Source organism: Gordonia heveisoli, assembly GCF_030315745.1.
Classification (GTDB): domain Bacteria; phylum Actinomycetota; class Actinomycetes; order Mycobacteriales; family Mycobacteriaceae; genus Gordonia.
In genome coordinates this window covers 176,143-201,640 of the sequence record NZ_JASXSH010000002.1, presented here as the reverse complement: position 1 = coordinate 201,640, position 25,498 = coordinate 176,143, and the positions used below count along the sequence as shown (strand labels likewise).

At 67.4% G+C, this 25,498-nt stretch carries 25 protein-coding genes and 1 pseudogene; 15 read left to right on the top strand and 11 right to left on the bottom strand.

The features are described from left to right. The first annotated feature begins 12 nt into the window (after positions 1-12). Positions 13-801 (top strand): enoyl-CoA hydratase/isomerase family protein, encoded by a 789-nt coding sequence (locus QSJ18_RS02620; protein WP_286324656.1) that lies wholly within the window; start codon positions 13-15, stop codon positions 799-801. A 127-nt stretch (positions 802-928) separates the two neighbouring features. Further along, complete coding sequence (locus QSJ18_RS02615; RefSeq protein WP_286324655.1) at positions 929-1,930, top strand: class I SAM-dependent methyltransferase; 1,002 nt, start codon at positions 929-931, stop codon at positions 1,928-1,930. 82 nt (positions 1,931-2,012) lie between these two features. Here QSJ18_RS02615 and QSJ18_RS02610 read toward each other — a convergent pair whose 3' ends face one another. Then, positions 2,013-2,858, bottom strand: a complete 846-nt coding sequence (locus QSJ18_RS02610; protein WP_286324653.1) for an oxygenase MpaB family protein — start codon at positions 2,856-2,858, stop codon at positions 2,013-2,015. Between the two features lie 110 nt (positions 2,859-2,968). Here QSJ18_RS02610 and QSJ18_RS02605 point away from each other — a divergent pair, with 110 nt between their 5' ends. After that, a complete protein-coding gene (locus QSJ18_RS02605) occupies positions 2,969-4,168 on the top strand; it encodes a THUMP-like domain-containing protein (RefSeq protein WP_286324652.1) in 1,200 nt (399 codons plus the stop codon). A gap of 77 nt (positions 4,169-4,245) precedes the next feature. Here the strand turns inward: QSJ18_RS02605 and QSJ18_RS02600 are convergent, their stop codons facing one another. Further along, positions 4,246-5,532: an outer membrane protein assembly factor BamB family protein gene (locus tag QSJ18_RS02600; RefSeq protein WP_286324818.1), complete on the bottom strand. Its 1,287-nt coding sequence runs from the start codon at positions 5,530-5,532 to the stop codon at positions 4,246-4,248. 254 nt (positions 5,533-5,786) lie between these two features. Between QSJ18_RS02600 and QSJ18_RS02595 the strand changes: the two genes are divergently transcribed. Beyond that, on the top strand, positions 5,787-6,542 hold the full coding sequence (locus tag QSJ18_RS02595) for an acyltransferase (protein WP_286324651.1): 756 nt from the start codon (positions 5,787-5,789) through the stop codon (positions 6,540-6,542). Positions 6,543-6,629: 87 nt separating this feature from the next. Here QSJ18_RS02595 and QSJ18_RS02590 read toward each other — a convergent pair whose 3' ends face one another. From QSJ18_RS02590 to QSJ18_RS02575, 4 genes are read right to left on the bottom strand one after another with little or no spacing between them, the layout of a single operon-like run. After that, positions 6,630-7,304, bottom strand: coding sequence for an AIM24 family protein (locus QSJ18_RS02590; protein ID WP_286324650.1), 675 nt, complete (start codon positions 7,302-7,304; stop codon positions 6,630-6,632). Between the two features lie 30 nt (positions 7,305-7,334). Beyond that, on the bottom strand, positions 7,335-8,606 hold the full coding sequence (locus tag QSJ18_RS02585) for a glycosyltransferase family 4 protein (protein ID WP_286324649.1): 1,272 nt from the start codon (positions 8,604-8,606) through the stop codon (positions 7,335-7,337). After that, complete coding sequence (locus tag QSJ18_RS02580) at positions 8,603-10,150, bottom strand: glycoside hydrolase family 57 protein (RefSeq protein ID WP_286324648.1); 1,548 nt, start codon at positions 10,148-10,150, stop codon at positions 8,603-8,605. The genes QSJ18_RS02585 and QSJ18_RS02580 overlap by 4 nt, the downstream gene beginning before the upstream one ends. A 5-nt stretch (positions 10,151-10,155) precedes the next feature. Next, positions 10,156-10,950, bottom strand: coding sequence for a class I SAM-dependent methyltransferase (locus tag QSJ18_RS02575; protein ID WP_286324647.1), 795 nt, complete (start codon positions 10,948-10,950; stop codon positions 10,156-10,158). Between the two features lie 211 nt (positions 10,951-11,161). Here QSJ18_RS02575 and QSJ18_RS02570 point away from each other — a divergent pair, with 211 nt between their 5' ends. The 8 genes from QSJ18_RS02570 (at position 11,162) to QSJ18_RS02535 (ending at position 18,875) form a co-directional block, all read left to right on the top strand. Beyond that, a complete protein-coding gene (locus QSJ18_RS02570; RefSeq protein ID WP_286324646.1) occupies positions 11,162-11,947 on the top strand; it encodes an electron transfer flavoprotein subunit beta/FixA family protein in 786 nt (261 codons plus the stop codon). A gap of 50 nt (positions 11,948-11,997) precedes the next feature. Further along, positions 11,998-12,954 carry an electron transfer flavoprotein subunit alpha/FixB family protein gene (locus QSJ18_RS02565; RefSeq protein ID WP_286324645.1) on the top strand — a complete coding sequence of 319 codons (957 nt, stop codon included), beginning with the start codon at positions 11,998-12,000 and terminating at the stop codon, positions 12,952-12,954. Positions 12,955-13,123: 169 nt separating this feature from the next. Further along, entirely contained in the window at positions 13,124-13,978 is an 855-nt protein-coding gene (locus tag QSJ18_RS02560; protein WP_286324644.1) for a GNAT family N-acetyltransferase, read from the top strand. Between the two features lie 107 nt (positions 13,979-14,085). Then, positions 14,086-14,859 carry a lysophospholipid acyltransferase family protein gene (locus QSJ18_RS02555; protein ID WP_286324643.1) on the top strand — a complete coding sequence of 258 codons (774 nt, stop codon included), beginning with the start codon at positions 14,086-14,088 and terminating at the stop codon, positions 14,857-14,859. A 111-nt stretch (positions 14,860-14,970) separates the two neighbouring features. After that, entirely contained in the window at positions 14,971-15,453 is a 483-nt protein-coding gene (locus tag QSJ18_RS02550) for a DUF4334 domain-containing protein (RefSeq protein ID WP_462475964.1), read from the top strand. A gap of 67 nt (positions 15,454-15,520) precedes the next feature. Continuing rightward, a complete protein-coding gene (locus tag QSJ18_RS02545; protein WP_286324642.1) occupies positions 15,521-16,729 on the top strand; it encodes a cysteine desulfurase family protein in 1,209 nt (402 codons plus the stop codon). Continuing rightward, positions 16,729-17,850 carry a tRNA 2-thiouridine(34) synthase MnmA gene (gene mnmA, locus QSJ18_RS02540; RefSeq protein WP_286324641.1) on the top strand — a complete coding sequence of 374 codons (1,122 nt, stop codon included), beginning with the start codon at positions 16,729-16,731 and terminating at the stop codon, positions 17,848-17,850. The genes QSJ18_RS02545 and mnmA overlap by 1 nt, the downstream gene beginning before the upstream one ends. Further along, positions 17,847-18,875, top strand: a complete 1,029-nt coding sequence (locus QSJ18_RS02535; protein WP_286324640.1) for a uroporphyrinogen decarboxylase/cobalamine-independent methonine synthase family protein — start codon at positions 17,847-17,849, stop codon at positions 18,873-18,875. The genes mnmA and QSJ18_RS02535 overlap by 4 nt, the downstream gene beginning before the upstream one ends. A gap of 40 nt (positions 18,876-18,915) precedes the next feature. On the opposite strand, the gene QSJ18_RS02530 is transcribed toward QSJ18_RS02535, so the two are convergent. Continuing rightward, the gene (locus QSJ18_RS02530; RefSeq protein ID WP_286324639.1) at positions 18,916-19,302 is read right to left on the bottom strand and encodes an MmcQ/YjbR family DNA-binding protein; all 387 of its coding nucleotides are present in this window, start codon (positions 19,300-19,302) and stop codon (positions 18,916-18,918) included. A gap of 59 nt (positions 19,303-19,361) precedes the next feature. Here QSJ18_RS02530 and ligA point away from each other — a divergent pair, with 59 nt between their 5' ends. Beyond that, the gene (gene ligA, locus QSJ18_RS02525; RefSeq protein WP_286324638.1) at positions 19,362-21,404 is read left to right on the top strand and encodes an NAD-dependent DNA ligase LigA; all 2,043 of its coding nucleotides are present in this window, start codon (positions 19,362-19,364) and stop codon (positions 21,402-21,404) included. Here ligA and QSJ18_RS02520 read toward each other — a convergent pair. Then, positions 21,370-22,311, bottom strand: coding sequence for a LysR family transcriptional regulator (locus QSJ18_RS02520; protein ID WP_286324637.1), 942 nt, complete (start codon positions 22,309-22,311; stop codon positions 21,370-21,372). The two genes, ligA and QSJ18_RS02520, sit on opposite strands and share 35 nt — an antisense overlap. Positions 22,312-22,439: 128 nt before the next feature. On the opposite strand from QSJ18_RS02520, the gene QSJ18_RS02515 reads away from it, so the two are divergent. Together QSJ18_RS02515 and QSJ18_RS02510 are read left to right on the top strand one after the other, a co-directional pair. Beyond that, positions 22,440-23,207 (top strand): SDR family oxidoreductase, encoded by a 768-nt coding sequence (locus QSJ18_RS02515; protein WP_286324636.1) that lies wholly within the window; start codon positions 22,440-22,442, stop codon positions 23,205-23,207. A 97-nt stretch (positions 23,208-23,304) separates the two neighbouring features. After that, complete coding sequence (locus QSJ18_RS02510; RefSeq protein ID WP_286324635.1) at positions 23,305-23,631, top strand: nuclear transport factor 2 family protein; 327 nt, start codon at positions 23,305-23,307, stop codon at positions 23,629-23,631. A 2-nt stretch (positions 23,632-23,633) separates the two neighbouring features. Here the strand turns inward: QSJ18_RS02510 and QSJ18_RS02505 are convergent, their stop codons facing one another. The 3 genes and pseudogenes from QSJ18_RS02505 to QSJ18_RS02495 form a co-directional block, all read right to left on the bottom strand. Beyond that, the gene (locus QSJ18_RS02505) at positions 23,634-24,158 is read right to left on the bottom strand and encodes an O-acetyl-ADP-ribose deacetylase (protein ID WP_286324634.1); all 525 of its coding nucleotides are present in this window, start codon (positions 24,156-24,158) and stop codon (positions 23,634-23,636) included. Positions 24,159-24,240: 82 nt separating this feature from the next. Further along, positions 24,241-24,909 (bottom strand): ACT domain-containing protein, encoded by a 669-nt coding sequence (locus tag QSJ18_RS02500; RefSeq protein WP_286324633.1) that lies wholly within the window; start codon positions 24,907-24,909, stop codon positions 24,241-24,243. 187 nt (positions 24,910-25,096) lie between these two features. Then, positions 25,097-25,414 (bottom strand): annotated as a pseudogene (locus QSJ18_RS02495) (YbjQ family protein); the annotation flags it as partial. Positions 25,415-25,498 lie beyond the last annotated feature (84 nt).

Below are 25,498 nucleotides of genomic sequence, written 5' to 3'. Positions count from 1 at the left end.
TAGCCTTCGACCATGCCTGAGTTCGTCACCCTCGAGACATCCGACGCACACCCCGGGGTCGGCACGATCCTGCTGAATCGTCCGCCGATGAACGCCCTGAGCCGTCAGGTTCAGACCGAGTTGCTCGCGGCCGCCGAGGAGGCGACGCTGCGCGACGACATCAAGGCCGTGGTGGTCTACGGCGGCCCCAAGGTTCTGGCAGCGGGTGCGGACATCAAAGAGATGAACGACATGACCTACGCGGAGATGGCGAAGATCGCCGGTCGGCTGCAGGACAGTCTGGGCGCCATCGCCGAGATCCCGAAACCGACTGTCGCGGCCATCACCGGGTATGCGCTCGGTGGCGGACTCGAGGTCGCGCTCGGCGCCGATCGCCGGATCGCCGGTGACAACGCCAAGTTGGGTGTGCCGGAGGTCCTTCTCGGTGTGATCCCCGGCGGCGGTGGCACCCAGCGTCTCGCACGTCTGGTCGGTGCGGCCAAGGCCAAGGATCTGATCTACACCGGTCGCTTCATCGATGCGGCTGAAGCATTGTCGATCGGGTTGGTCGACGAGGTCGTCGCACCCGACGAGGTGTACAACGCGGCGCTCGCCTGGGCCGGACAGTTCCGCAATGCCGCCTCGGTGGCGCTGGCGGCGGCGAAGAAGGCCGTCGACCAGGGGCTGGGAGTCGACCTGGACACCGGCCTGAAGATCGAGGCCCAGCTGTTCGCCGCATTGTTCGCCACCGAGGACCGCCGCATCGGGATGCGTTCGTTCATCGACAACGGTCCCGGCAAGGCCGAGTTCCTCGGCAAGTAGGCATCCGCCGGGTTCCTCGGCAAGTAGGCATCCGCCGGGTTCCTCGGCAAGTAGACACAGCCGAGGTCCTCGGCAAGTAGACACAGCCGAGTTCCTCGGCCGCATCACGAAACTGCACTTCGAGAAGATGACGTACGACGAAAGCGATTCCACCGACATGACCAACGTGACCCCCGACGTCGATCCGGCGCCGAATCCGCATGCCACCGAGGAGCAGGTCAAGGCCGCTCTGGAGGACACCAAGCTGGCGCAGGTGCTCTATCACGACTGGGAGGCGGAGACCTACGACGAGAAGTGGTCGATCAGCTTCGACGAACGTTGTATCGACTATGCGCGTGGCCGTTTCGACGCCGCCATCTCTGATGCGCCGCTGCCCTACGGCCGGGCGATGGAACTGGGTTGCGGCACCGGCTTCTTCCTGCTGAACCTGATGCAGTCGGGGGTCGCGAAGAAGGGGTCGGTCACCGACCTGTCGCCGGGCATGGTGAAGGTCGCGCTGCGCAACGCCGAGAATCTGGGACTCGACGTCGACGGCCGGGTGGCCGACGCGGAGAAGATCCCCTACGAGGACAACACCTTCGACCTGGTGGTCGGACATGCGGTGCTGCACCACATCCCCGACGTCGAGCTTGCGCTGCGCGAGGTGCTTCGGGTCCTCAAGCCGGGGGGCCGCTTCGTCTTCGCCGGCGAACCGTCGACCATCGGCGATTTCTACGCCCGCTGGATGAGCCGTGCCACCTGGTGGGCCACCACGAACATCACCAAGTTCGGGCCGCTGTCGAGCTGGCGTCGTCCGCAGGAGGAACTCGACGAGTCCTCCCGGGCGGCCGCCCTCGAAGCCGTCGTGGACATCCACACCTTCGATCCCGATCAACTGGCCGGTATTGCCCGCAGCGCGGGTGCGGTCAAGGTGGACACCGCCACCGAGGAACTCGCCGCTGCCATGCTGGGCTGGCCGGTGCGTACGTTCGAAGCGGCGGTTCCGGCGGAGAAGCTGGGTTGGGGTTGGGCTGGATTCGCCTTCGGCGGCTGGAAGCGGATGACCTGGCTCGACGAGAACGTGCTGCGCAAGGTCGTGCCGCCGAAGTTCTTCTACAACGTCGTGGTGACCGGTACCAAGCCGGAGTGAACACCGGCGCTGCTGCGCCGCACTGACGACCGGGCCGTCGACCTCCACCATCGGTGGGGTCGGCGGCCCGGTGTCGTGGTGCTCAGGTCGTGGTGCTCAGGTTCTTGGCGCGGCTGCGTGCGGCGACGACCTGCTCGCGCACACTGTCGGGGAAGATGACGCGGTTCGGGGAGATCTTCTCCGCCAACGACATTCGGCGGCCGTAACGGGTGAGCGCGCGACGATCGGCGTCGGTGGGGCTGATGCCGAGGTGGTGCTGGGCGAGCGGATGCTGCAATGCGCGAACGACGCCTGACGGCACCTTCTTGAACGGGCCGTAGTCGGGGGAGAGGAACTGGTGGCCGTAGGCGCCCATTCCTGGTTCTGGGTCGGTCTGGGTGGCCAGCGCGTCGGCGAAGTATGCGGTGAAGTCCCGGTAGGTCGCGGGCAGGCTGCGCGCGGAGATCCCGTAGATCCGGTACCAGGCGCGGGTGTCCTGGTAGAGCTGTTCGCGTTCGTCGTCGTCGAGGCCACCGTGGAAGGCGTCCACGCAGGCGAAGACGGCGTCGACGTAGGTGCAGTGTTCGAACAGGAAGATCTCCGGGTTGAGTGCGTGATAGCGCACCCCGTCGGGCCGTTGCCCGCTCATGGTGTCGTGGGCGTAGCGGATGAGCCGCACGGAGTCGAAGTCGGTGAGATAGGCCGACTCGATCAGGCACCGGATGGTGCGGGATTTGTGTACGAAGATCCGCTTGGGCACCAGGGAGAACTCCATGGTCGCGGCGGCGATCGCCGGGTTGAGCATCTGCAGCGGAAAGGCCCGGCACAGTGCCGCGATGTACCGTCGGTCGCCGAGGAAGCGCCACAGCAGTGACTGCGGTCCGAGCTCGAGGCCGCCGCTGTTGATGTCGCCGCTGTTGGTGTCGCCGCTGTTGGTGTAGCCGTGCATATTCGTTCTCCTCCCCGACGATCGGGTGCTGGTGAACCAATTGCACACGATCTGAATACGAACGTTACCAGAATATGGATTCGGTTCGACGCGGTTAGGATATTCCCCCGATGGGATACACATTCACCACCGCGGACGTCGCCTACCTGCGGTCACGGCAGGGGATGAAGGCGCTCGAACAAACGTCGCTCCTGGAGTTGTCGTCGGGGTCGATGATCGGTGACATCGCCGACCTGCGCGCCCGGTACGCGCCACAGGACGCCGCGCTGATCGAGACCGTCCGCTGCCGACGTCGTGCGCGTGGCAAACTCCGCAACGCCGACGACCTGCTACTCACCGACGACGCGCTGCAGCAGTCGACGAACTCGGTGGTCGCCGCCCATCGCGCCGCCGAGATCGCGGGCCGACATCGGGGTGCGGTGGTCCACGACGTCACGTGTTCGACGGGCGCCGAACTCGCCGAACTCGCCGGCCGCGACGGCATCGGCGGGGTGATCGGCAGTGACCTCGACGACGTCCGTCTGGCGATGGCCCGCCACAACGTTCCCGGGGTGACCCTGCTGCGCGCCGACGCGCTGACGCCGACGTCGAACGCCGATGTCGTCCTCGCCGATCCGGCCCGGAGGTCCGGCGGCAGTCGGGTGTTCCGGTTGGAAGATCTGTCGCCACCGCTGCTCGACGTGCTGACCGTCTACGCGGGACGCAACCTGGCGGTCAAATGCGCTCCAGGGCTTGACTATTCGATGTTGCGCAACCGCTTCGGCTTTGAGGGCGAAGTGCAGCTGACCTCACTTGACGGTGGTGTGCGGGAGGCGGTGCTGTGGTCTGGTCCGGGCATTGCGCCGGTCCGGCGGGCCACCGTGCTGCGCACCGGTACCGCTGGTGCGGTGACGGCCACCGAGATCACCGATGCCGCCTCCGACGATGTGCCGGTCGGCGAGATCGGGGAGTGGATCGTCGATCCCGACGGCGCGATCGTGCGCGCCGGCCTGGTCCGCCATTACGCGCACCGGCACGGGCTGGGTCTGCTCGACCCGCAGATCGCCTATCTCACCGGCGATTCGGTGCCGGCCGGGGAACGCGGCTTCCGCATCATCGGCCAGGTCGGCGTCGCCGAGCGGGCGTTGCGCAAGGTGCTCGCCGACCACGACTGCGGCAGCCTGGAGATCCTGGTCCGTGGACTCGACGTCGACCCCGACAGTCTACGCAAGCGACTCAAACTCAAGGGATCCCGACCGTTGAGCCTGGTGCTGACCCGCATCGGCCGCAAGGGAACCGGCTTCCTCTGCGAGCCCGGCGTCCGGTTCTGAGACTCCCGCTCATCGATTCCGTTGCCGCTCATTGGATCCAATAAGCGGCAACGGAATCGATGAGCGGGAATTCGCGGCTAGCGGATCTGCGCGGCGCTGTCGTAGAAGTAGACCTCGCCGATATTGGTGGCGACGGCGATCTGGCCGGTCGGCGACACCGCGACGCCGGTGGCGAAGCCGACTGATTCCGGCATCGGCAGCGATCGGAGGGTCTTGCCGTCGACGGTGGAGACCTCGGTCAGCGACAGCGAATCCTTGCCCGCATCGCGAACCACGGTCCACGCGGTGCCCGAGGCGGTCAGCGTGGAGAGGCTCACGGTTGCGAGATCCGTGCGCTGCCACACCTGTTCGGCGTGATCGCCGGTATCACGCAGTAGGGTCAGCGGAGCGCCGATGACCCCGGTCGGAATGATCAGTCCGTCGGGGGAGACCGACATGGTGCCGAAGCCGTAGCCGCCGTTGTTGTAGGCCCAGCGGGTCTTGCCGGTGGCGGCGTCGAGGGCCACGAGCTGCCCCAGGCGGGAAAAGGCGTAGACCGTCGAACCGTCCGCGGACAGCGTGGCCGGGCCGATGACACCGCCGGGAACGTCGGCATGCCAGAGTTCGGCGACCTTGCGCTGCCCGTCGACCTGTCCGTAACCCAACGCGCGGATCTGGGAGGCGATGGCACCCGGCGGCCACACGTTGAGGAAGAAGCGCTCCCGGCCCGGATCGACGGCAGCGGGCGCGGGCACCACGCAGCGGGGGCCGTCACTGAGGCATTCGCCGAAACCGTACAGCGGGTCGTTGGGGTCGGCGTCAGGCCGCAGTTTGACCTCGGGCGCGACGAGTGTGGCGGTCTGGGTGTCGATCAGCTGGATCTGGCCGAGGGTGCTGACGACCAGCGCGACGCCCGGTGCGGCGAACTTCGCCGACAGGGGGACGCCGGTCACCCCGGCACGCCAGCGAATGGCACCGCCGGCGTTGAAGGCCAGGATGGTGGTCTGCTCACCGAGATAAGGCTGGTCGTACTGGTCGACCAGCATCGAGGCGACCTCGACGCCTTCACGCATCCGCTTGCAGAAGTTCTTGCGCCCCGAATGTGGGTCGAGGACGAAGGTGTTGCAACCGTTGGCGGTACTCGCGGTGACCCCGACGTTGGAGCGGGTCGAGATGGTCAGCGGTGCGGTGATCGGGCCGCCGGTCGGGCGGGTCCACGACAGCGCCAGATCGTCGGGGACCGTAGCGCCGGTGAAGTTGGAATTGGCGGCGTTGCCGCCATAGCTGGTCCAGCCGATACCGGCGACCGAGCGCACATCGATATGGCCGTCGGAGCACGCCGCGACGACCATCGCGCAGACGGCGACCAGGGCGCCGGTGACCATCCGGGAGCGTCGGCGCAACTGCGAACCCCCGCCCAGACTCGTCGAACCGGCCCGCATCGAACCGGTCCGTATCGATCCGGTTCGTGTCGAACGCCGTCGGGCTGATTCGGCCATCCTGCTCCTGTCCGCGTACCTGCTTCCCGGCGACGATCGGCCGGATTCTCCCACGTCGGCACCGGCCGGTGGGTACCGGTCGATGCGCCAGCCTCAGAGCCTATCGTGTGCCGAAATCGCGTCGATTAGGGTTTGTCCTCATGACCACGATGTGGAACGCCTCCTACCGGTCGCGCTGGCGTGCCGGCCGTCGGCGCGATCCGGCGCAGGCCCGCTTTCTCACCCGGGATTCATTGCGGTGGGTGGTGCGCAACCGCGCCTACACTCCCTGGTACCTGGTGCGCTACTACCGGCTGGCACGGTTCCGGCTGGCCAACCCGCACATCATCTTGCGCGGCATGGTGTTCCTCGGCCGCGACGTGGAGATCCACGCGACCCCGGAGCTGGCGCGGATGGAGATCGGCCGCTGGGTGCACATCGGCGACGGCAACTCGATCCGTTGCCATGAGGGCAGTATGCGGATCGGCGACAAGACGGTCTTCGGCTGCAACAACGTCGTCAACTCGTATCTCGACATGGAGATCGGTGGCTCCACCCTCGTCGCCGACTGGTGCTACATCTGCGATTTCGATCACCGCATGGACGACATCACGCTGCCGATCAAGGATCAGGGAATCGTCAAGGGGCCGGTGCGGATCGGACCGGACACCTGGGTGGCGGCCAAGGTGTCGGTGCTCCGCAATACGGTCGTCGGCCGGGGCTGTGTGCTCGGCTCGCATGCCGTTGTCAAGGGCGAGATCCCGGATTATTCGATCGCGGTCGGCGCCCCGGCCCGGGTCGTCAAGAACCGTAAGGACGATTGGGCGCGCACCGCGGCCGAACGCGCTGAACTCGAACGCGCCCTCGCCGACATCGAACGTAAGAAGGCTGCGGCCCGACGCGCCGCCGACGCCTGAACGACGCACGTTGTGACCGGGCCGGGTGATCGGGCCGGGTGATCGGCGCCCGCGCATGGCGCGGCGCCGATCACGCGGGTTGCCGGGTTATGTTCCGGCGACCAGCGGGGTGCCCTCGCTGGGCTGTACGACAACGAAACCGGGGCCGTGGAAGGCCAGCTGGAAGGATTCACCCGACCCGCGGCCGATGAGAGATCCCATCTTGAAGTCGTTCTTGAGGCCGGGTTTGAGGTTGGCCGACCAGCACACCGCGGCCTGCGGGTCGACGAAGGTCGGCTGCACCGAACAATCGAGGATCATCGGCGGGCCGTCGCTGGACACGCCGATGGTGCCCTGACCCGTCAGCGTCAGGTTGAACAGGCCACCGGCGAGCATGCCTGCGTTGCCGATCGAGGTGATCTGCCACTGCAGCGACGAGTCGAAGGCCAGCAGGCTGGAGGTGTTCACGGTGATCGAATCCTGCGGGCCCTCGAGTTCGAGGAGGAACACGTCTTCGGCGCGGCGGGCGAAGAACACCTCGCCCTGACCGCTGACCCGCATCAGCTGGCCGCCCTCGTTGCTGATCGCCTTCTTCAGGAAGTTGCTGACGCTGCCCGAGCCTTCGTGTTTGAAGTCGATCTGGCCCTGGTAGGCCACCATCGCTCCCTTGGCGGCCAGCGCGTCGGGCCCGAAACCGACTCGTAGCATCTTCGCCGACTGCATCGTCCAGCGCTGCTGGCTCTGCTTCTCCCGGTTGGACTGGTCGAACAGCGGACTGCGCACAGAGGCTCCTGTCGTGGGTGTGGGGTTACGTCACGATTGTGCGGGATCTCGCTCGGGTAGTGGCCGTTGCGGAATGAACGGTCGGCCGACCGGATGACGAACCCGGCGCTTGGCGGCGAGATAGACCCCGCCGGTGCGATCGGCGACCTCCGACCAGGAGAATTCGGCGGTCAGCCGGTCCCGGGCACGGCGTGCCCGAGCGGCGGCTGCGGCCGGGTCGCTCAGCATGGTCCGGACGGCGGTCGCCAGTCCGGCGACGTCGGCCGGTTCGAAGCTCAGCCCGGTGGTGGGTGCGGTGACGGCTTCGCCGAGCCCACCGGCCGTGGAGACGACGAGCGGTGCGCCGGTGGCAGCGGCCTCCAGGGCGACGATCCCGAATGGTTCGTAGCGGCTGGGCAGGACAATCGCGGCACATCGGTGCATGAGTCGGACGAGTTCGTCGTGGTCGACGGCGCCGAGGAACCGGACTGCTTTGCTGACCCGGTGTTTCCGAGCCTGTTCGAGCAACCAGTCGTGTTGGGTGCCGGTGCCTGCGACGGTCAGGGTGGTGCCCGGATGCGTCCGACGGATCCGGGGGAGAGCCGCCAGCAGATCCTGGACGCCCTTCTCGTATTCGAGGCGTCCGGCGAAGAGCAGTTCCGGCGCGTCATCGGCCGCGGCACGTTCGGCGAACGGCCAGGTCGTCACGTCGATGCCGTTGTGGATCACCTGGATGTCGGCGATGTCGGGGCCGAACAGTCGGTGCACCTCGTCGCGCATCGACGCCGAGCAGGTGATGATGGCGTCGGATTCGGCCGCCAGCCACCACTCGACCGAGTGCACCTGGCGGTTGATCCGGCCGCTGACCCAGCCGCTGTGCCGCCCGGCTTCGGTGGCGTGGATGGTGGATACCAGTGGCACGTCGAAGAATTCGGCGAGCGTGATCGCCGGATGGGCGACCAGCCAGTCGTGTGCGTGCACGACTTCGGGAGTCCAGGACGGGCTGGTGGGCGACATCCGTTCCCCGGCCAGGATGCGTAGCCCGGCGCGGATCAGGGAGTGGCCCATCGCCAGCGTCCACGGCAGCATGTCGGTGCCGAATTCGAACTCCGGCGGGTCTTCGGCGACCGCGATCACCCGCACCCCTTCGGCGACGGTGTCGACGGTCGGATGCGACAGGGCGTCGGTCCCCGACGGCCTGCGGGTCAGGACGACGACGTCGTGCCCGTGCGCAACGAGTTCGGTGGCGAGGTGGTGGACATGCCGTCCGAGCCCACCGACCACCACCGGTGGGTATTCCCACGAGACGAGTAGAACCCTCACGTGGCGTCCCCCGTTTCCTCTCTCATCGCCGCGAGTAGCCGTCGTGCGTCGAGGCCGGCGAACAGGTTGTCGGCGCGGTTCCAACCGGCGGCCAGTTCGGCCGCGTGGGCGTCCCGACCGCGCATCGCGGCGTCGCAGATCTCGCGGGTGGCGTGCGCATGGGTGTGTGCTCGCTGCACAGCGTAGTTGGCGGCGGTGTCCTTGGACACCATGAAGGGCCAGTCACTGGACACGGTCATCAGCGCCTCGCGCACGATCTGGTCGGCGACCCGGTTGCGGCCACCACCACCGGCGAGCAGCTTCTCGCAGGTGTCCAGCGCGGTTTCGGTGACCTCGGCGTTGAGCGTGACCAGGTGCTCGACCTGGGGACCGTTCCACACCCGCCAGTCCTTGCCCGACCCCCACGACGATGCGGGCAGTTCCATCGGATCGCCGACGAAGCCGTTGGCGCGGGCGGTGGCCAGGGTGCCGACGGTGACCCCGGCTTCGGGCAGCCGGCGCAGGACCCGTTCGAGCCAGATCGGACCCTCGAACCACCAGTGGCCGAAGAGTTCGGTGTCGAAGGCGGCGACGACCAGAGCGGGGGCACCGATCCGGGACGACTCGTCGGTGAGCCGACGCGCCACCGTCTCGACGAAGTCGTCGACGTGCCGGTCGATCACGGCGTCGACGAGAGCGGGGTCGTAGGGCTTCTTGGCATCGCCGGGGACGTTGCGGCCGGTCACCCGGAAGCTCTTGAATCCGGTGGTGTGGTCGTAGGTGTGGAAGTCGCGGTAGGCGGCGTGACCGGGATAGCCCGACTTCGGCGACCAGACGCGGTAGCTGACGGTGAGATCGCGGCCGAAGGCGACGACCTCGGTGTCGCCGACCGGGCGACCGAGCGCCGTGTCGCCGTGCAGGGTCGGGCCGTCGACCATGAAATGTCCGACGCCGGCGCGCGCGTACTCGGTTTCCATGCCGGGTGCGAAGGCGCATTCGGGTGCCCAGATGCCGGACGGGTCGAAGCCCCAGCGCGACCGGGCGTCGTTGAGCCCCTCACGCAGCGAGAATCGTCGCAGACGTGGGTCGAGTAACGGCTGGAACGGATGGGCGAGCGGTCCACCGAGCACTTCGATGACTCCACTGGAAACCAATGACCGGATCACCGGCGACGCGCCGTGGCGCCAGTTGACCTCGAAGTCGGCCAGCGCGTGTGCGGCCGCCCGGAACTCGCGATGGCCAGATTCAGCGCGGTCGGGATCGGTGGACACCGCGGCCTCGCAGGCACGCAGCTGCCAGTCGGCCAGCCATTCGTACATCGAGGCGCAACAGTGCGGATCGTCGAGCTGGGCGGCCAGCACCGGGGTGATGCCCAGCGACAGCTGGTCGCGGAAACCGTCGTCGGCGAGTCGGCGCAGCACCTCGACGACGGGCAGATAGGACGCCGCCCACGACTGGTAGAGCCATTCCTCGCCGACCGGCCATCGACCGTGATTGGCCAGCCAGGGCAGGTGTGAATGCAGGACGAAACTGAATTGACCGGGCACTCCGGCCGAACCCCCCATGGCCGTCATCTCCGTGTCGCGATGGCGAGCAGGTCCAGGGATGCATCGATGTCGGCGGCACCAGCGGTGGTGTCGAGGATCTCGAAGTCGGTGACCGCGATGCCCGCGACCGCGTCGGTCAGCTCGGCCGGCCATTCCTCACCGGCGAGCGCGCGTTCGATCTGGGCGTCGATGATCGATCCGCCCCAGCGTGCGTCGAGTTCACGCAGCGTCGGGCCGTGGTAGACGCCGAGCATCGCGGTGACCTCGAAACCGCCGTCGACGAGCAACTCGGTCAGCTCGGCGGCGTGGAGTTCGCGGGTGTGGAACGGGTTGAGCGGGGTGTCGAGGCCGGGGGAGAAGGTGATCCGGTTGGGTGTGGAGATGAGGAGTTCACCACCGGGTCGCAGCACCCGGGCACATTCGGCGATGAATGCCGGCTGATCCCACAGGTGTTCGATCACCTGGAAGTTGACGACGGTGTCGACGGAATCGTCGGCGAGGGGTAGGTCGATGAGGTTGCCCTCGTGCACGATCAGTCCCGGGTACCGGCGGCGGGTGTGCTCGACGGCGGTGTGGTCGTAGTCGACACAGGTCACCGTTGTGGCCGCGGTCGCCAGCAGGGCTGCGCCATAACCCTCACCGGACCCGGCTTCGAGCAGCTCGCGCCCGGAGCATCGGTCGACGATGTGCTGATAGGCGACCTCGTGACGCCGGAACCAGTAGTTCTCGGCAGGGATGCCGGGAACTGTCCGCTCCCCGGTCAGCGCGAGCTGGACGTCGGCGGGCAGGTCCTGCAGCGTCCTGTCATCGGTGGTCATTGTCACGACAGTAGGGCATGGCGTCATGCGGTCGTGGCGGCTGAGTCACCCAATCCTGCGCCGCGACGGTGGGCAGGCGAGTCCGGCTGTCGCATTGTGTGAGGTAGTCGATGTTTAGCGGGAACAAAGGAGACGCTAAAGTGAGGGAGACCAATCGAACCTTACCCATTGGTAAGGTATTGACACCGACGCAGGAGGTCGACGTAGACCCATGACAAATATTGTCGTTTTGATCAAGCAGGTGCCCGACACGTGGTCCGAGCGCAAGCTGTCCGACGGAGACTTCACCCTCGACCGTGAAGCCGCTGACGCTGTTCTCGACGAGATCAACGAGCGGGCCGTCGAAGAGGCACTGAAGATCAAGGAAGCCGATGGCGGCGAGGTCACCGTCCTGGCTGCCGGCCCGGAGCGCGCCACCGAGGCCATCCGCAAGGCTCTGTCGATGGGTGCCGACAAGGCAATCCACATCAAGGACGACCTGCTGCACGGCTCGGATGCCGTTCAGACTGCCTACGTGCTGGCCCGTGCGCTTGGCACCGTCGAAGGCGTCGAACTGGTCATCGCCGGTAACGAGGCCACCGACGGTCGCGTCGGTGCGATCCCGGCCATGATCGCCGAGTACCTCGAGCTTCCGCACCTGACTCACCTGCGCAAGCTGACCGTGGAGGGTGAGACCCTCTCCGGCGAGCGCGAGACCGATGACGGCATCTACCACATCACCGCGTCGCTGCCGGCCATCGTCAGCGTCAACGAGAAGATCAACGAGCCGCGCTTCCCGTCCTTCAAGGGCATCATGGCCGCGAAGAAGAAAGAGGTCGCGGTCCTCACCCTCGCCGAGATCGATGTCGAGCCGACCGACGTGGGTCTGGCGAACGCCGGTTCCGTCGTCACCGCCTCCACCCCGAAGCCCCCGAAGACCGCCGGTGAGCGCGTCACCGATGAGGGCGACGGCGGCGTGAAGGTGGCCGAGTACCTGGTCTCGCAGAAGATCATCTAGTCCTCGCTCCACACGACCAACTGGCGAAGAAAGACATTCAGGAGAAGAACATGGCAGAAGTACTCGTGCTCGTGGAGCAGGACGCCGAGGGTGGACTGAAGAAGGTCACCAGCGAGCTGATCACCGCCGCGCGTGCCCTGGGCACCCCGTCGGCAGTCGTCGTCGGTGCCCCCGGTTCCGCCGACGGCATCATCGACGGCCTGAAGGAGGCCGGCGCCGAGAAGATCTACGTCGCCGAATCCGATGACGTCGCAGGCTATCTGATCAGCCCGCAGGTCGACGTGCTGTCGTCGGTCGCGGAGACCGCCGCCCCGGCCGGAATCGTCGTCGCGGCGACCGCCGACGGCAAGGAGATCGCCGGCCGGCTGGCCGTCCGTCTAGGCTCCGGCGTCCTCGCCGATGTCATCGAGATCAAGGAAGGCGCCGTCGGCGTCCACTCCATCTTCGGCGGTGCCTTCACCGTCGATGCCCAGGCCAAGGGCGATGTCCCGGTGTTCTCGGTTCGCCCGGGTGGCGTCGAGGCCGCTCCGCAGGCCGGTGCCGGCGAGCGCGTCGACGTCGCCGTGCCCGAGCAGGCCGAGAACGCGGTGAAGATCACCAAGGTCGAGGCCAACGTCGGTGGCGACCGCCCCGAGCTCACCGAGGCGTCGATCGTCGTCTCCGGTGGCCGTGGCGTCGGCAGCGCCGAGAAGTTCTCGGTCGTCGAAGATCTGGCCGACACCCTCGGTGCCGCCGTCGGTGCCTCGCGTGCCGCGGTCGACTCGGGTTACTACCCGGGACAGTTCCAGGTCGGTCAGACCGGCAAGACCGTCTCGCCGCAGCTGTACATCGCGCTGGGTATCTCCGGCGCCATCCAGCACCGTGCCGGCATGCAGACCTCGAAGACCATCGTCGCGGTCAACAAGGACGAAGAGGCCCCGATCTTCGAGATCTCCGATTTCGGTATCGTCGGCGACCTGTTCAACGTCGCTCCGCAGCTGGCCGAAGAGGTCCGCAAGCGTAAGTGACGTCCTAGTCGCAGCTCTCCGAACGGCCATCGACCCTCGCGGTCGGTGGCCGTTCGGCGTTTCCGGTGGGTCTTTGCCGCGGTGCGATTCGGTGGGTGTTCACCACACCGGTTCCGACATGACATGACGGGGTTGCCGTGGCGTCGTCCGGGATGGATTCGATGACGGCGTGAACATCACGTCGCAATTGCCCAGAGTCGGCTCCGCCCGGACGTCGGTGCCGACCACGTTGTTGACCGCCGGGCCGCTCCGGATCCAGGTCTCCGACGATCCCGCAGATATCGTTGCCGCACAGCGGCTTCGCTACCGTGTTTTCGCTGACGAACCGGGGTTCTCCGACCGCATCGGGGATGCGGTGACCGGCCGTGACGCGGACCGGTTCGACGCGTTCTGCGAGCATCTGATCGTGCGGCACGATACCGACGGGGTGGTGGGTTGTGCGCGACTGCTGGCGCCGGCACGGGCCATCGCGGCCGGCGGATGGTATGCCGCAGATGAATTCGATGTGACCGAACTCGATCCGATCGGTTCGTCGATGGTCGAGATGGGGCGCGCCTGCGTGGCGTCGGCACACCGTTCGGGGACGGTCACGGCGCTCATGTGGGCGGCACTGTTGCGCTACCTCGACGCCGGTGACTATCAGCACCTGATGGGGTGTGTATCGGTCCCACTGTCCGGTCCGGGGGAACCAGAGGCCGGCGAAGGTGAACGGGGGCAGACACTTCGGGCGGTCCGGGACTTGTTGCGTGACAAGTATCGGGCGCCGGACTGGCAGGTGTATCCACATCGGCGTGCCCACGTCGACGGGCGGGTGCTCGACGAGATCGAACCGGCTCCGGCGGCGGTGGTCCCGCCGCTGATGCGTGGCTACGTGCGGATGGGGGCGCGGGTGTGCGGCGAGCCCGCACTCGACGAAACCTTCGACTGCGCCGACTTTCTGACGGTGCTGGACCGTCGGGGAGCCAACGCCCGCTATCTCGACCGGCTATCGTCGAGTGTCGTCCGGCTGGGCGGCTTGTCGTGACCGCGCCGGCCGGTGATCCTCATGCCTGGTTTCCCGTGAGTCCCTGCGGGACGTCCTGTCTCGATCAGCGGCCGGTTCCGGTCCATCGAATGTTGTTGGTGTTCCGCGTGATCCGTCTGGTTTTGACGCTGTCGCTGGTGGCCGTCGGCCTGCTGGCGGTAGTCGGTCTGCCGCGGCTGGTGCGGCGACGATTCCTGCGGGGCGCGGCACGGTTCGTGCTGGCCGCGGTGGGTGTCGCGGTCGCGGTCGAGGACCGTCGACCGTTTGCCGGCAATGCGCGCGGGCTGATCGTCGCCAACCATGTGTCGTTCCTGGACGTGCTGGCGATCGCGGCGGTCGCCCCGGCCCATTTCGTGGCGAAGGCGGAGGTGGCGGCGATGCCGGGGATCGGCGCCGTGGCGCGCCGGTTCGGGGTGATCAGTGTCGACCGGGCGTCGCTGCGGCGGCTGCCGCAGTCGCTGGACGCCGCGGTGGCCGCGCTGCATCGCGATCGGTGTGTCGCGGTATTCCCGGAGGGGACCACTCGGTGCGGCCGGAGCACCGGCGAGTTCCGGCCGGCGTTCTTCCAGGCGGCGATCGACGCGGGTGTGCCGGTGCTGCCGATGCGGGTGGACTTCCGGGTTTCGGGTGTCCGGGTGAGTGGGCCGGCGTTCATCGGTGAGGACACGATCGGTGAGACGATGACGCGGATTCTGCGGATGCGGCGGCTGACCGTCGTCGTGCGCCGGCATGAAGTCCTGTTGCCCGATGTCGACCGGCGGGAGCTGGCGGCGCGATGCCGCCTGCTGATCGCCGACCATGAGGTACTTGGGCACGAGCCGGACCGGGACGATCGACCCACCCACGGCCGGGTGACCGAGACCCTTCCGCATGCGGCCTGAGGGCGAGATCACTGCACAGATGTGACATCGCACGTTTCCTCATATATTTTGGCTGAAGCGGCCTGTCGTGGGGTCGGGCCGCCTCCCTTCGTTTACTGCCAGGAGGCCCAGGTGACGACCGCATCTCTGACTCGCGACGACGCTGTCGCCAAGTTCCGTGAACTGCGCGAGGCCGGCGGTCTCGCCGACGATGCGGTGCTCGACGCGGTGTGGGCCGGACTGTCGGCGTTGCGTCCCGAGGAGATGCTCGGCGCGTGGAAGGGCGGCGAGTTCGTCACCGGCCACGCCATCAACGGCATGCTGCAGAAAGCCAACTGGTACGGCAAGACCTTCGCCTCGCGCGCCGACGTTCAACCGCTGGTGTGCCGGGATGCCGAAGGCAACCTCTTCTCCAACACCAAGCTCGGAAAAGGTGCGGCCAGCCTGTGGGCGGTCGAGTTCCGCGGCGAGGTGACCGCGTCGATGGTGTACGACGGTCAGCCGGTGATCGACCATTTCAAGCGCGTCGACGAGACCACCGTGATGGGCATCATGAACGGGAAGGGCGGCGTCATCGAAGGGCGCCACTTCTACTTTTTCCTCGACCGGGTGTGAGGTCGGGAGCGCAGTCCGGCCTGCGTGGAATTTGTTGCCGTCGGCCGCGCGTTTATGCTGATTAGCGATGTCCACCCCGTCTCGAGCGCCCGTCTACCTCGACCATGCCGCATCGACCACGATGCGACCCGAAGCCGTCGAGGCGATGACGGCTGTGCTCACCCGCCCGGGGAACGCCTCGTCGCTGCACGGGTCGGGCCGCTGGGCCCGCCGCATCCTGGAGGAGGCGCGCGAATCCATCGCCGCATCGCTGGGTGCCCGCCCGTCCGAGGTGATCTTCACCGGCGGCGGCACCGAGGCCGACAATCTTGCCGTCAAGGGCATCTACCGCGCACGACGTAAGGCCGACGATCGTCGCCGCCGGATCGTCGTATCCGCGATCGAACATCACGCCGTACTCGACCCGGCGCAGTGGCTGGCTGCCGAGGAGGGGGCCGAACTGGTCATCCTGCCGGTCGACGACGCTGGTCTGGTGTCGCCCGCCGATCTGCGGGCCGAACTCGCCGCCCACGCCGACGAGACCGCGCTGGTCTCGGTGATGTGGGCCAACAACGAGATCGGCACCATCGAGCCGATCGCCGCGCTGGCCGCGATCGGTGCCGAGTTCACCGTGCCGGTGCACTCCGATGCGATCCAGGCAGCGGGACACATCCCGGTCGACTTCGCCGAATCCGGTCTCGCCGCATTGAGTCTCGCCGCGCACAAATTCGGTGGCCCGCAGGGTGTCGGCGCGCTGTTGCTCGGCCGTGCCGTCGACTGCGTCCCACTTCTGCACGGCGGCGGTCACGAGCGTGACGTTCGGTCGGGAACGCAGGATGTTGCCGGGGCGTCGGCGATGGCGGCGGCGCTGCGCTGGTGCGTCGAAAACCTCGACGACAACACCGCGGCGGTACGCCGGCTCCAGCAGCGTCTGCTCGACACACTGCTCGGGGTCCAGGGGGCCGCGGTCAACGGTGTGCTGGGTACGGGTCGGCTGCCGGGCAATGTGCATGTGTCCTTCCCCGGATGTGAGGGCGATTCGCTCCTGATGCTCCTCGACGCCAAGGGTGTCGAATGTTCCACCGGTTCGGCCTGTACCGCGGGTGTGGCCCAGGCCAGCCATGTGCTGATCGCGCTGGGGCTGGATGTCGCCGACGCGCGCTCGTCGCTGCGCTTCTCGCTGGCCCCGAGCACCACCGACGCCGATATCGACGCGGTCGCCGAAGTCATCGACGAGGTGGTGGACCGCGCCCGGGCCGCCGGTCTGGTCTCGGTTCCGAACGGGCAGGTGCGCTGATGCGGGTTTTGGCGGCGATGAGTGGCGGCGTGGACTCCGCGGTGGCGGCAGCACGTGCAGTGGAGGCCGGTCACGAGGTGGTCGGAGTCCATCTGGCACTGTCCACCGCGCCGGGCGCGTTGCGGACCGGGTCCCGCGGCTGCTGTTCCCGTGAGGATGCATCCGACGCACGCCGGGCTGCCGACGTACTGGGCATCCCGTTCTACGTGTGGGATTTCGCGGACCGCTTCAAGGACGACGTCATCGATGAGTTCGTCGCATCCTATGCGGCCGGAGAGACCCCTAACCCGTGTCTGACCTGCAATGAGAAGGTCAAGTTCGCGGCGCTCGCGGAGAAGGCCGTCGCTCTCAGGTTCGATGCGCTGGCGACCGGCCACTATGCCCGACTCGTCGACGGTGAACTGCGGCGCGCGGTCGATGACGACAAGGACCAGTCCTATGTCCTGGCGGTGCTGACCCGCGCCCAACTCGACCGGGCGCTGTTCCCGATCGGGGACACCCCGAAACCGGAGATCCGGGCCGAGGCCGCGCGCCGCGGCCTTTCCGTGGCGAACAAGCCCGACTCCCACGACATCTGCTTCATCCCCAGCGGCGACACCCGGGCGTTCCTCGGCGCCCGGATCGGTCTGCGGCCGGGGGCCGTCGTCGACGCGAGCAGTGGGGAGCGGCTGGCCGACCACGACGGCGTGCACGGGTTCACCATCGGTCAGCGCAAGGGTCTGGGTATCGAGGCGCCGGCCGCCGACGGCAAGCCGCGCTACGTCACCGACATCGACCCCGACAGTGGGACCGTGACGGTGGGATCGGCGGCGGACCTGCAGGTCTGGGGTATCGCCGCCACCCGCGCCGTGTGGACGTCCGGGCAGACCCCGGATGCCCCCTTCGACTGTGTCGTCCAGGTTCGGGCGCACGGCGGCCTCGCGCCCGCCCGCGCCACCCCGATCGAGCGCGACGGTGAGCCGGGTATCGACATCGCCCTCACCGAACCGCTGACCGGCGTGGCCCGCGGACAGGCGGCGGTGTTGTATCTGCCCGACGCGCAGCGCGGTGATCTGGTGGTCGGCTGCGGCCGTATCGCCACCACCCGCGCACAGCCGCCCGCCTTGTCGGGCAGCCGGTGACCGACCGGTCGGAGGGTCGGCCCGCACTTCCTGTTGGAGTCGGTACCGGCATCGGGTCGATGCCGGGGGAGTCCGCACGCGATGCGGCGGCCGTCGTCAACGGGGAGCTCGATCTGGCCCACCTCGTCGAATTGCCGGGTCGGGGCCTGGGGGCGGACATGATCGGCCGGATGGCCGCGATCCTGGTCGACCTGCCGATGGATACCGGGACCTGGGGTTACCGACTGGCGCCGCGCGGTTCGCGACTGATGAGACGCGCCGCGGATCTGCTCCGCGAAGACCTCGACATGGTCGAGGAGCTATGGGAGACGGCCGGTTTCGTGGGTTCGGGTCGTCCGTTCAAGATTCAGGTCGCCGGACCGTTCACGATGGCCGCCTCCGTCGAACTCGCCGGCGGGCACAAGGTGCTGCGCGATCGGGGCGCGGTGCGCGATCTGGTCGACTCCGGCGCCGAGGGGCTGCGCAATCACGCCGACGAGGTCAGCCGTCGGCTCGGCGCGCAGGTCGTGGTGCAGATCGACGAACCTCTCGTCGGTGATGTCATCGACGGTCGCATCAAGCCCCTGACCCGGTTCGACGTGATCGAGCCCGTTGCGGTGACCGAGGTCGCCGAGGCGCTGGGCGCGATGATCGAGCAGGTGGGTCGCCCGGCGATTCTGCACAATTGCGGGCGCACACGCTGGGATCTGGTCCGGCGACTGCCCGGTGTCGCGCTGTCCGCCGACCTCACCGCACCCACCGCGACCGACCTCGATGAGATCGGCGCACTGATCGACCGGGGTGACGTGCTCGTTGCCGGGGTGGTGCCCACAACCGGTGACCGGCGCGTGCACGCCGACGCGGTGGCGACCGGGCTCGCGACGCTCACCGACCGGATCGGTCTCAACCGGAAGGTCTTGCGCGACAACGTCATCGTCACACCCACGTGCGGGCTGGCCGGTGCGTCGGCCCAGTGGGCCACGACCGCCCTGAAGATCTCTGCCAAGGCGGGACAGCTCCTGGCCGGCGACCCGACCGCCCTGTAGCGGGGTTCGATGCGCGCCGGGCTCGCGCGCTCCGTCGCCGTCACCGGACGTCGAGTTGGGCGATCGCGCGTTTGGGGGCGATCTGGCGGAAGCTCGCGTCGAGGAGTTCGGCGACCTCGTCCCAATCCGGATCCTCATCCAGTCGGAGGCCCAGCCAGCCATAGGCGCCCAGATAGGCCGGGGTGAAGAACCGCGAATCTGATTCCAGCGCAGGACGTTCGGAAGCATCGGGGATGAACAGGACGGACTGGTCGTGGCGGGCCTTGCTGCCTTTGACGCTGCCGCCGTAGTTGCCGAACATCTTGCCGCACCGGAAAGTCGGGCGGCCGTGGGCGACAACCTCGGTCGTCTCCGGCAGTGCCAGCGCGATCTCGCGGACCCGGAGCAGGCAGGGGTCGGCGTCGTCGAACATGATCGGGTGGGGCATGCCACCACAGTAGATCGTCGCTCACCGGGTTGTCTGTGCCCTCCGATAGTCTCGTTGACGTGGCAGATCTGCAGGAAGAATGGTCGACGCTCGCCGAGGAGATCCGCGAGCATCAGTTCCGCTACTACGTGAAAGACGCGCCCGTCATCTCCGACGGCGAGTTCGACGTACTCCTGCGCAGGTTGCAGGAGCTCGAAGACCGCCATCCCGAACTCGCGGTCCCCGATTCGCCGACCAAACTTGTGGGCGGCGGATTCTCCACGGCCTTCACCCCGGTGGATCATCTGGAACGGATGATGTCGCTGGACAACGTGTTCGACTACGACGAGATGACCACCTGGGTCGAACGTGTCGACGCCGACGCCGGCGCGCAGGTCGATTTCCTGTGCGAACTCAAGATCGACGGGGTGGCGCTGAGTCTGGTGTACCTCGACGGTGTGTTGACTCGCGGGGTCACCCGCGGTGACGGCCGCACCGGTGAGGACGTCACGCTCAACGCCCGCACCATCACCGACGTCCCGGCCCGGCTGACCGGCACGGACGAGTACCCGGTGCCTGCGGTTCTGGAGGTCCGCGGTGAGGTCTTCTTCCGGGTGGAGGACTTCGAGAATCTCAACGCCTCCCTCGTGGCCGAGGGGAAGCCGCCCTTCGCCAACCCGCGCAACTCCGCGGCCGGGTCGCTGCGCCAAAAGAATCCGCAGGTTACGGCGCGCCGCCGGTTGCGGATGATCTGTCACGGTATCGGACGCACCGAGGGATGGCGTCCGACGTCTCTGCACGACGCCTATCTCGCCCTCGGGGCGTGGGGTCTGCCGGTGTCGACGCACACCCGCAAGGTCAGCGGCGCGGCGGAGATCCTCGACCGCATCTCCTATTGGGGTGAGCATCGCGGCGACGTCGAACACGAGATCGACGGCATCGTGGTCAAGGCCGACGATTTCGGCGTTCAGCGCCGGCTCGGATCGACGTCGCGGGCGCCACGCTGGGCGATCGCCTACAAGTATCCGCCGCAGGAGGTGACCACCAAGCTGCTCGACATCATGGTCGGGGTGGGGCGCACCGGCCGCGTGACTCCGTACGCCGTGCTCGAGCCGGTTCTGGTTGCCGGGTCGACCGTCGCACGGGCGACGCTGCACAACGCCTCCGAGGTCAAACGCAAGGGCGTCAAGATCGGTGACGTCGTGACCATCCGCAAGGCCGGTGACGTCATCCCCGAGGTACTCGGTCCGGTGGTCGATCTGCGCGACGACGATGCGGTGCACGACTTCGTCATGCCCGACGCCTGCCCGGAATGCGGGGCGTCACTGCGGCCGGAGAAGGACAGCGACGTCGACATCCGCTGCCCGAATCAGGAAAGCTGCCCCGCACAGTTGCGCGAGCGGCTGTTTCATCTCGCCGGGCGTGGCTCCTTCGACATCGAGGCCCTCGGCTACGAGGCGGCGGCGGCCCTGCTGGAGTCGAACGTCATCACCAACGAGGGCGATCTGTTCTCGCTCACCGCCGACGATCTGATCCGAACCGACCTGTTCACCACCAAGGCGGGTGCCCTGTCGGCTAACGGCAAACGGCTGCTGGCGAATCTGGGCAATGCCAAGCAGGTTCCGCTGTGGCGGGTGCTCGTCGGACTGTCCATCCGGCATGTCGGACCGACGGCGGCCCGGGCGCTGGCCACCGAATTCGGGTCACTGCAGGCGATCGAGGACGCGAGCACCGACGAACTGGCCGCGGTCGAGGGGCTCGGAGCGACGCTGGCGCAGAGTATTCACGACTGGTTCGAGGTGGAGTGGCACCGAAAGATCGTCGAGAAGTGGCGTGCGGCAGGCGTTTCCATGGTCGACGAGCGGGACGAGTCGATCGAACGAACTCTGGAGGGTAAGACCATCGTCGTGACCGGTTCGCTGGCCGACTTCTCACGCGACGGCGCCAAGGAGGCCATCCTGGTGCGTGGTGGAAAGGCATCGGGTTCGGTGTCGAAGAAAACCGATTATGTGGTGATCGGTGAGGCGCCGGGCAGTAAGGCGGCCAAGGCCGAGCAGCTCGGGGTGCCGGTCCTCGACGAGGATGCGTTCAAACGTCTTCTGGAGACGGGGGACCCCCAGTAGCGGTCGCGCCCAGGAGCGCCGTCCGGAACGGTGATTCGGTGTGTGGCAGCCACAATGCCTGAACGGGCACCAGTGGCCCGGCGTCGAGGTCGATGACCTCGGCGCGGCCCCCGTGCAGCGCACCGGGCTCATCGGTGACGAAGGCGCACACACGATGGTCGCGGAGGACAGCAGTCGAGGGCGGCGTGCCTTGGATCGGATTGACTTTGAGAACCGGTTCGATCCCGCAGCGTCGACAGTGGGCGAGCAGATAGTCGGTGTAGAACGATCGGTGTTCGGGCGCCCAGACCATGATCGGGTATGTCCCGAGGTCCGCCATCGCGATCCGCGACCGTCCGGCCAGTGGGTGTTGGGCGGAGACCGCCACGCGCAGCAGATGGTAGGTCACGATCGCCGACGCCAACCGCTGTGGTGTGCCCACTCCCCGGCGAAGAATGAGATCGGCGGCGCCGGACATCAATTCGTCCTCAAACGCTGATGGGAACACCGGCCTCGCGGTGACCGAACGATCGGGGTAGACGTCGAGACCACGTTCGATGATGCCATGGACCTCGGCCCCCGACAGGGCGGGGGAATGGCCGATAACGAAGGGTTCCGGGGACCCGTTGGCGACCCGGCGTACCTCGTCGGCGAGCGCCCTGGTGCCGGCGAGGAGCGGGCGGGCACCGGCGTAGAGGGCCTTGCCCGCCTCGGTCGGCTGCAGGCTGCGACGTGAACGGTCGAACAGGATGACTCCGAGGTCGCGTTCGAGTGATCGCAATGCTGCGGACAGTGCCTGTTGGGTGATGAAGAGTCTGGCCGCGGCCTCCGCGAGTGTCGAGGACTCGACAACCCCGACGAACTGTGCGAGACGTCGGGAATCGAGGCCCGCGACGGCGGGACCGAGGTCCGAGGCAGAAGGAGTCATGAACAAATAGTAGTTGATGAACATCCAGAACACTTCGATGGAAGTTGTGGTTTGCTGCTCGTATGGTCGATTCAGTGCGGGAGTTCCCGCATCGGGACCTTTGGAACGAGAAGAACGAAAGTGTGGATATGACCGACGCTGCCAACAACCCGCCCCTCGCCGGTAAGACTGCGGTGGTCGCCGCGGGCGGCAAGAATCTCGGCGGATTGATCTCGACGAGCCTCGCTGCCCTCGGCGCCGATGTCGCCGTGCACTACAACAGCCCTGCCAGCCGTGACGATGCGGAGGAGACGCGTCGGGCGATCGAGGAGTCGGGTGCTCGCGCGATTCTCGTGCAGGGTGACCTCACCCGGCCGGAGAACGCCGCGAGGCTGTTCGACGAGGCGATCGACGCCTTTGGCGGCGTGGACATCGCGATCAACACCGTAGGCAAGGTGCTGCGCAAGCCGATTATCGATACCAGCGAGGACGAATACGACTCGATGTTCGACGTCAACGCCAAGGCCGCCTACTTCTTTCTGCGCGAGGCCGGACGACGGCTCAACGACGACGGCACCGTCATCACCATCGTCACCTCGCTGCTGGCCGCGTTCACCGACGGCTATTCGACCTATGCCGGAGCCAAGAGTCCGGTCGAGCACTTCACCAGGTCGGCGGCCAAGGAATTCGGCGATCGCGGTATCTCGGTGAACAACATCGCACCCGGACCGATGGACACCCCGTTCTTCTATCCGCAGGAGACGCCGGAGCGAGTCGAGTTCCACAAGTCACAGGCCAAGGGCAATCGTCTGACCCGCATCGAGGACATTGCCCCGATCGCGACCTTCCTGTGTACCGATGGTCGCTGGATCACCGGCCAGACGCTATTTGCCAACGGCGGTTACACCACCCGCTGACAATCGGTCGCGATTGAGTAGGCATACGACGATTGGATAGGGCGCGCACCATAGCCGCACCCGCACAACGAATATGGGTCCGAATCGAGAGGAACTGATGACCGAACAACACCTTCCAACACCGGTGGCCGCATCGTTGGAGGCCACCAACGCCGGCGACCGCGAAGGCTTCCTGGCCTCCTTCACCGCCGATGGTGCGGTCGACGACTGGGGCCGGGTCTTCGTCGGCCGGGAACGGATCGGGGGCTGGAGCGATGCCGAGTTCATCGGCAAGAAGGTAACCCTCGCCGTGAACTCGGTGTCGGTCGCCGATGATGAGGTGACCGTCGTCGCGACCGTCGGTGGCAACGGGTTCAACGGACCGTCGACATTCGTCTACACGGTGGCCGGAGACCAGATCGCGCGAATGACCATCCGCGAATAGCCTCAGCCGACGGCAGCTTCGAACGAACGTAGGGCGACGTCGTCGAACAATACGAAGCGGACCTCGTCGACCTCCGGAACGCGCCCGGGTATCGGCGAGGTTCGTACCGTGTTCACCGCTATCCGGGCACCGTCGTCGATGGGCCAGCCGTAAACACCCGTGGAGATGGCCGGGAACGCGATGGTCGTCGCGCCGAGTTGTGCTGCCAAATACAGGGATTCGCGATAGCAGGACGCCAGGGTCGCGGTGCGGTCTTCGTGGCTCGACCAGACCGGGCCGACGGTGTGTATGACCCAGCGGGCGTCCAGATCGCCTGCGGTGGTGGCGACCGCCCGTCCCGCCGGCAGTCCATCGCGATAGTCGCCTGCCCGTAGCGCCCGGCACTCGGCGAGTATCGCCGGGCCGCCGCGCCGATGGATGGCGCCGTCCACGCCACCACCCCCGAGCAAAGAGGAATTCGCGGCGTTGACGATGGCGTCCACCGACTGCCGGGTGATGTCGCCGCGGATCAACACGATCTCGGTCATCATCTCAGTGTCGCAAAGCCACCCGACCCCGTCCGGTGGTTCGGCAGCACGCGATGGTGGTGGCAAGCGGCTGCGTCGCGCGTCAGGCCTCCGCGCGCAGCACCGTGCTGACGATGCCGGCCAGGTACCCCAGACGCGCGATCTCCGAGGGGCGGAAGTCGGGTCCGCCGATCCGCCCGAGCAGAATCACCTTGTCGCCGTCACCGAGGGGTGCGGCGGCCAACCGGGTGTCCATCTCGTGCCAGACGGTCGGGACCCAGTCGGCCTCGGCGTCGAGTTGGGCGGCGTGCTCCAGGGGAAGCCAGTCGGCGCGGGTCAGCTGCGTCTCGGGTGCACCCGACGAACCGAACAACTGCACCACCCCGCCGCCGGCCTGGGAGACGACCGTCGCCCAGGAGACGCGCAGGACGCGCGGGGCGTTGTCGACGAGGACCTGCAGCCGGTTGGATCGGGCGGTCGCCACCTGATCGACGAGTTCCAGTTCGCGGTGTGTGTCGAGCACCCCGGCATAGGGGCGGATCGAATCGACGCGGACGCCCTTGACCTTCTCGGCCGCCGTGATCAGTCCGTCGGGCAGCGATCCCGGCGCCATGTCGACGACGAGGTCGTCCACCGCATAGCCGTCACCGCGCTCGACGACTTCGAGCGAGAGGATGTCGGCGCCGACGGAACCGAGTTGGACGGCGAGCAGCCCCAGGCTGCCCGGCCGGTCCTCCAGATACACCCGCAACAGGTACGACACGTGCCTCATTCTCGCATCCGGGCCCGTATGCCGCTTGGGCCGCCTCCCGCGTGAGTGCACGGGGACGCGGGTGTATGGGCGGGCAGGTTCAGCCGACGGACGGCTGTCCGGCGACGGGCTGACCCGGCCCGGACTGACCGGGCTGACCAGGTCGGAACGGTGCCTGCTGAGCCATCTGGGCGGGGGCCGGAGCGCCGAGGGGCTCGATGCCCACCGCGGTGCCGTAGGCGCAGACCTCGATGCCCGTGCCGCCGAATTCGGTGGTCTCGAAACGGAACGCGACGACGGCGTTGGCGCCCTTGGCCTGCGCCTCGGTCGCCAGTCGCTGCAAGGCCTCCTGGCGGCACTCGTGCAGCAGGGTGGTGATGCCCTTGAGTTCGCCGCCGGCCATCGCCTTGAACCCGGCACCGATGTTGGCGCCGATATGGCGCGAACGAACGGTGAGGCCAAAGGTCTCGCCGAAGACGTGTCCGATGCGATAGCCGGGGATGTCATTCGTGGTGACGATGATCATGTCGCCCTACGCTACCGGCATGTCGTCCGCCGATGGCCCCGTCCACGGCCCCGCCAAGGCGATGGTGCAGCGGCCGGACGCACC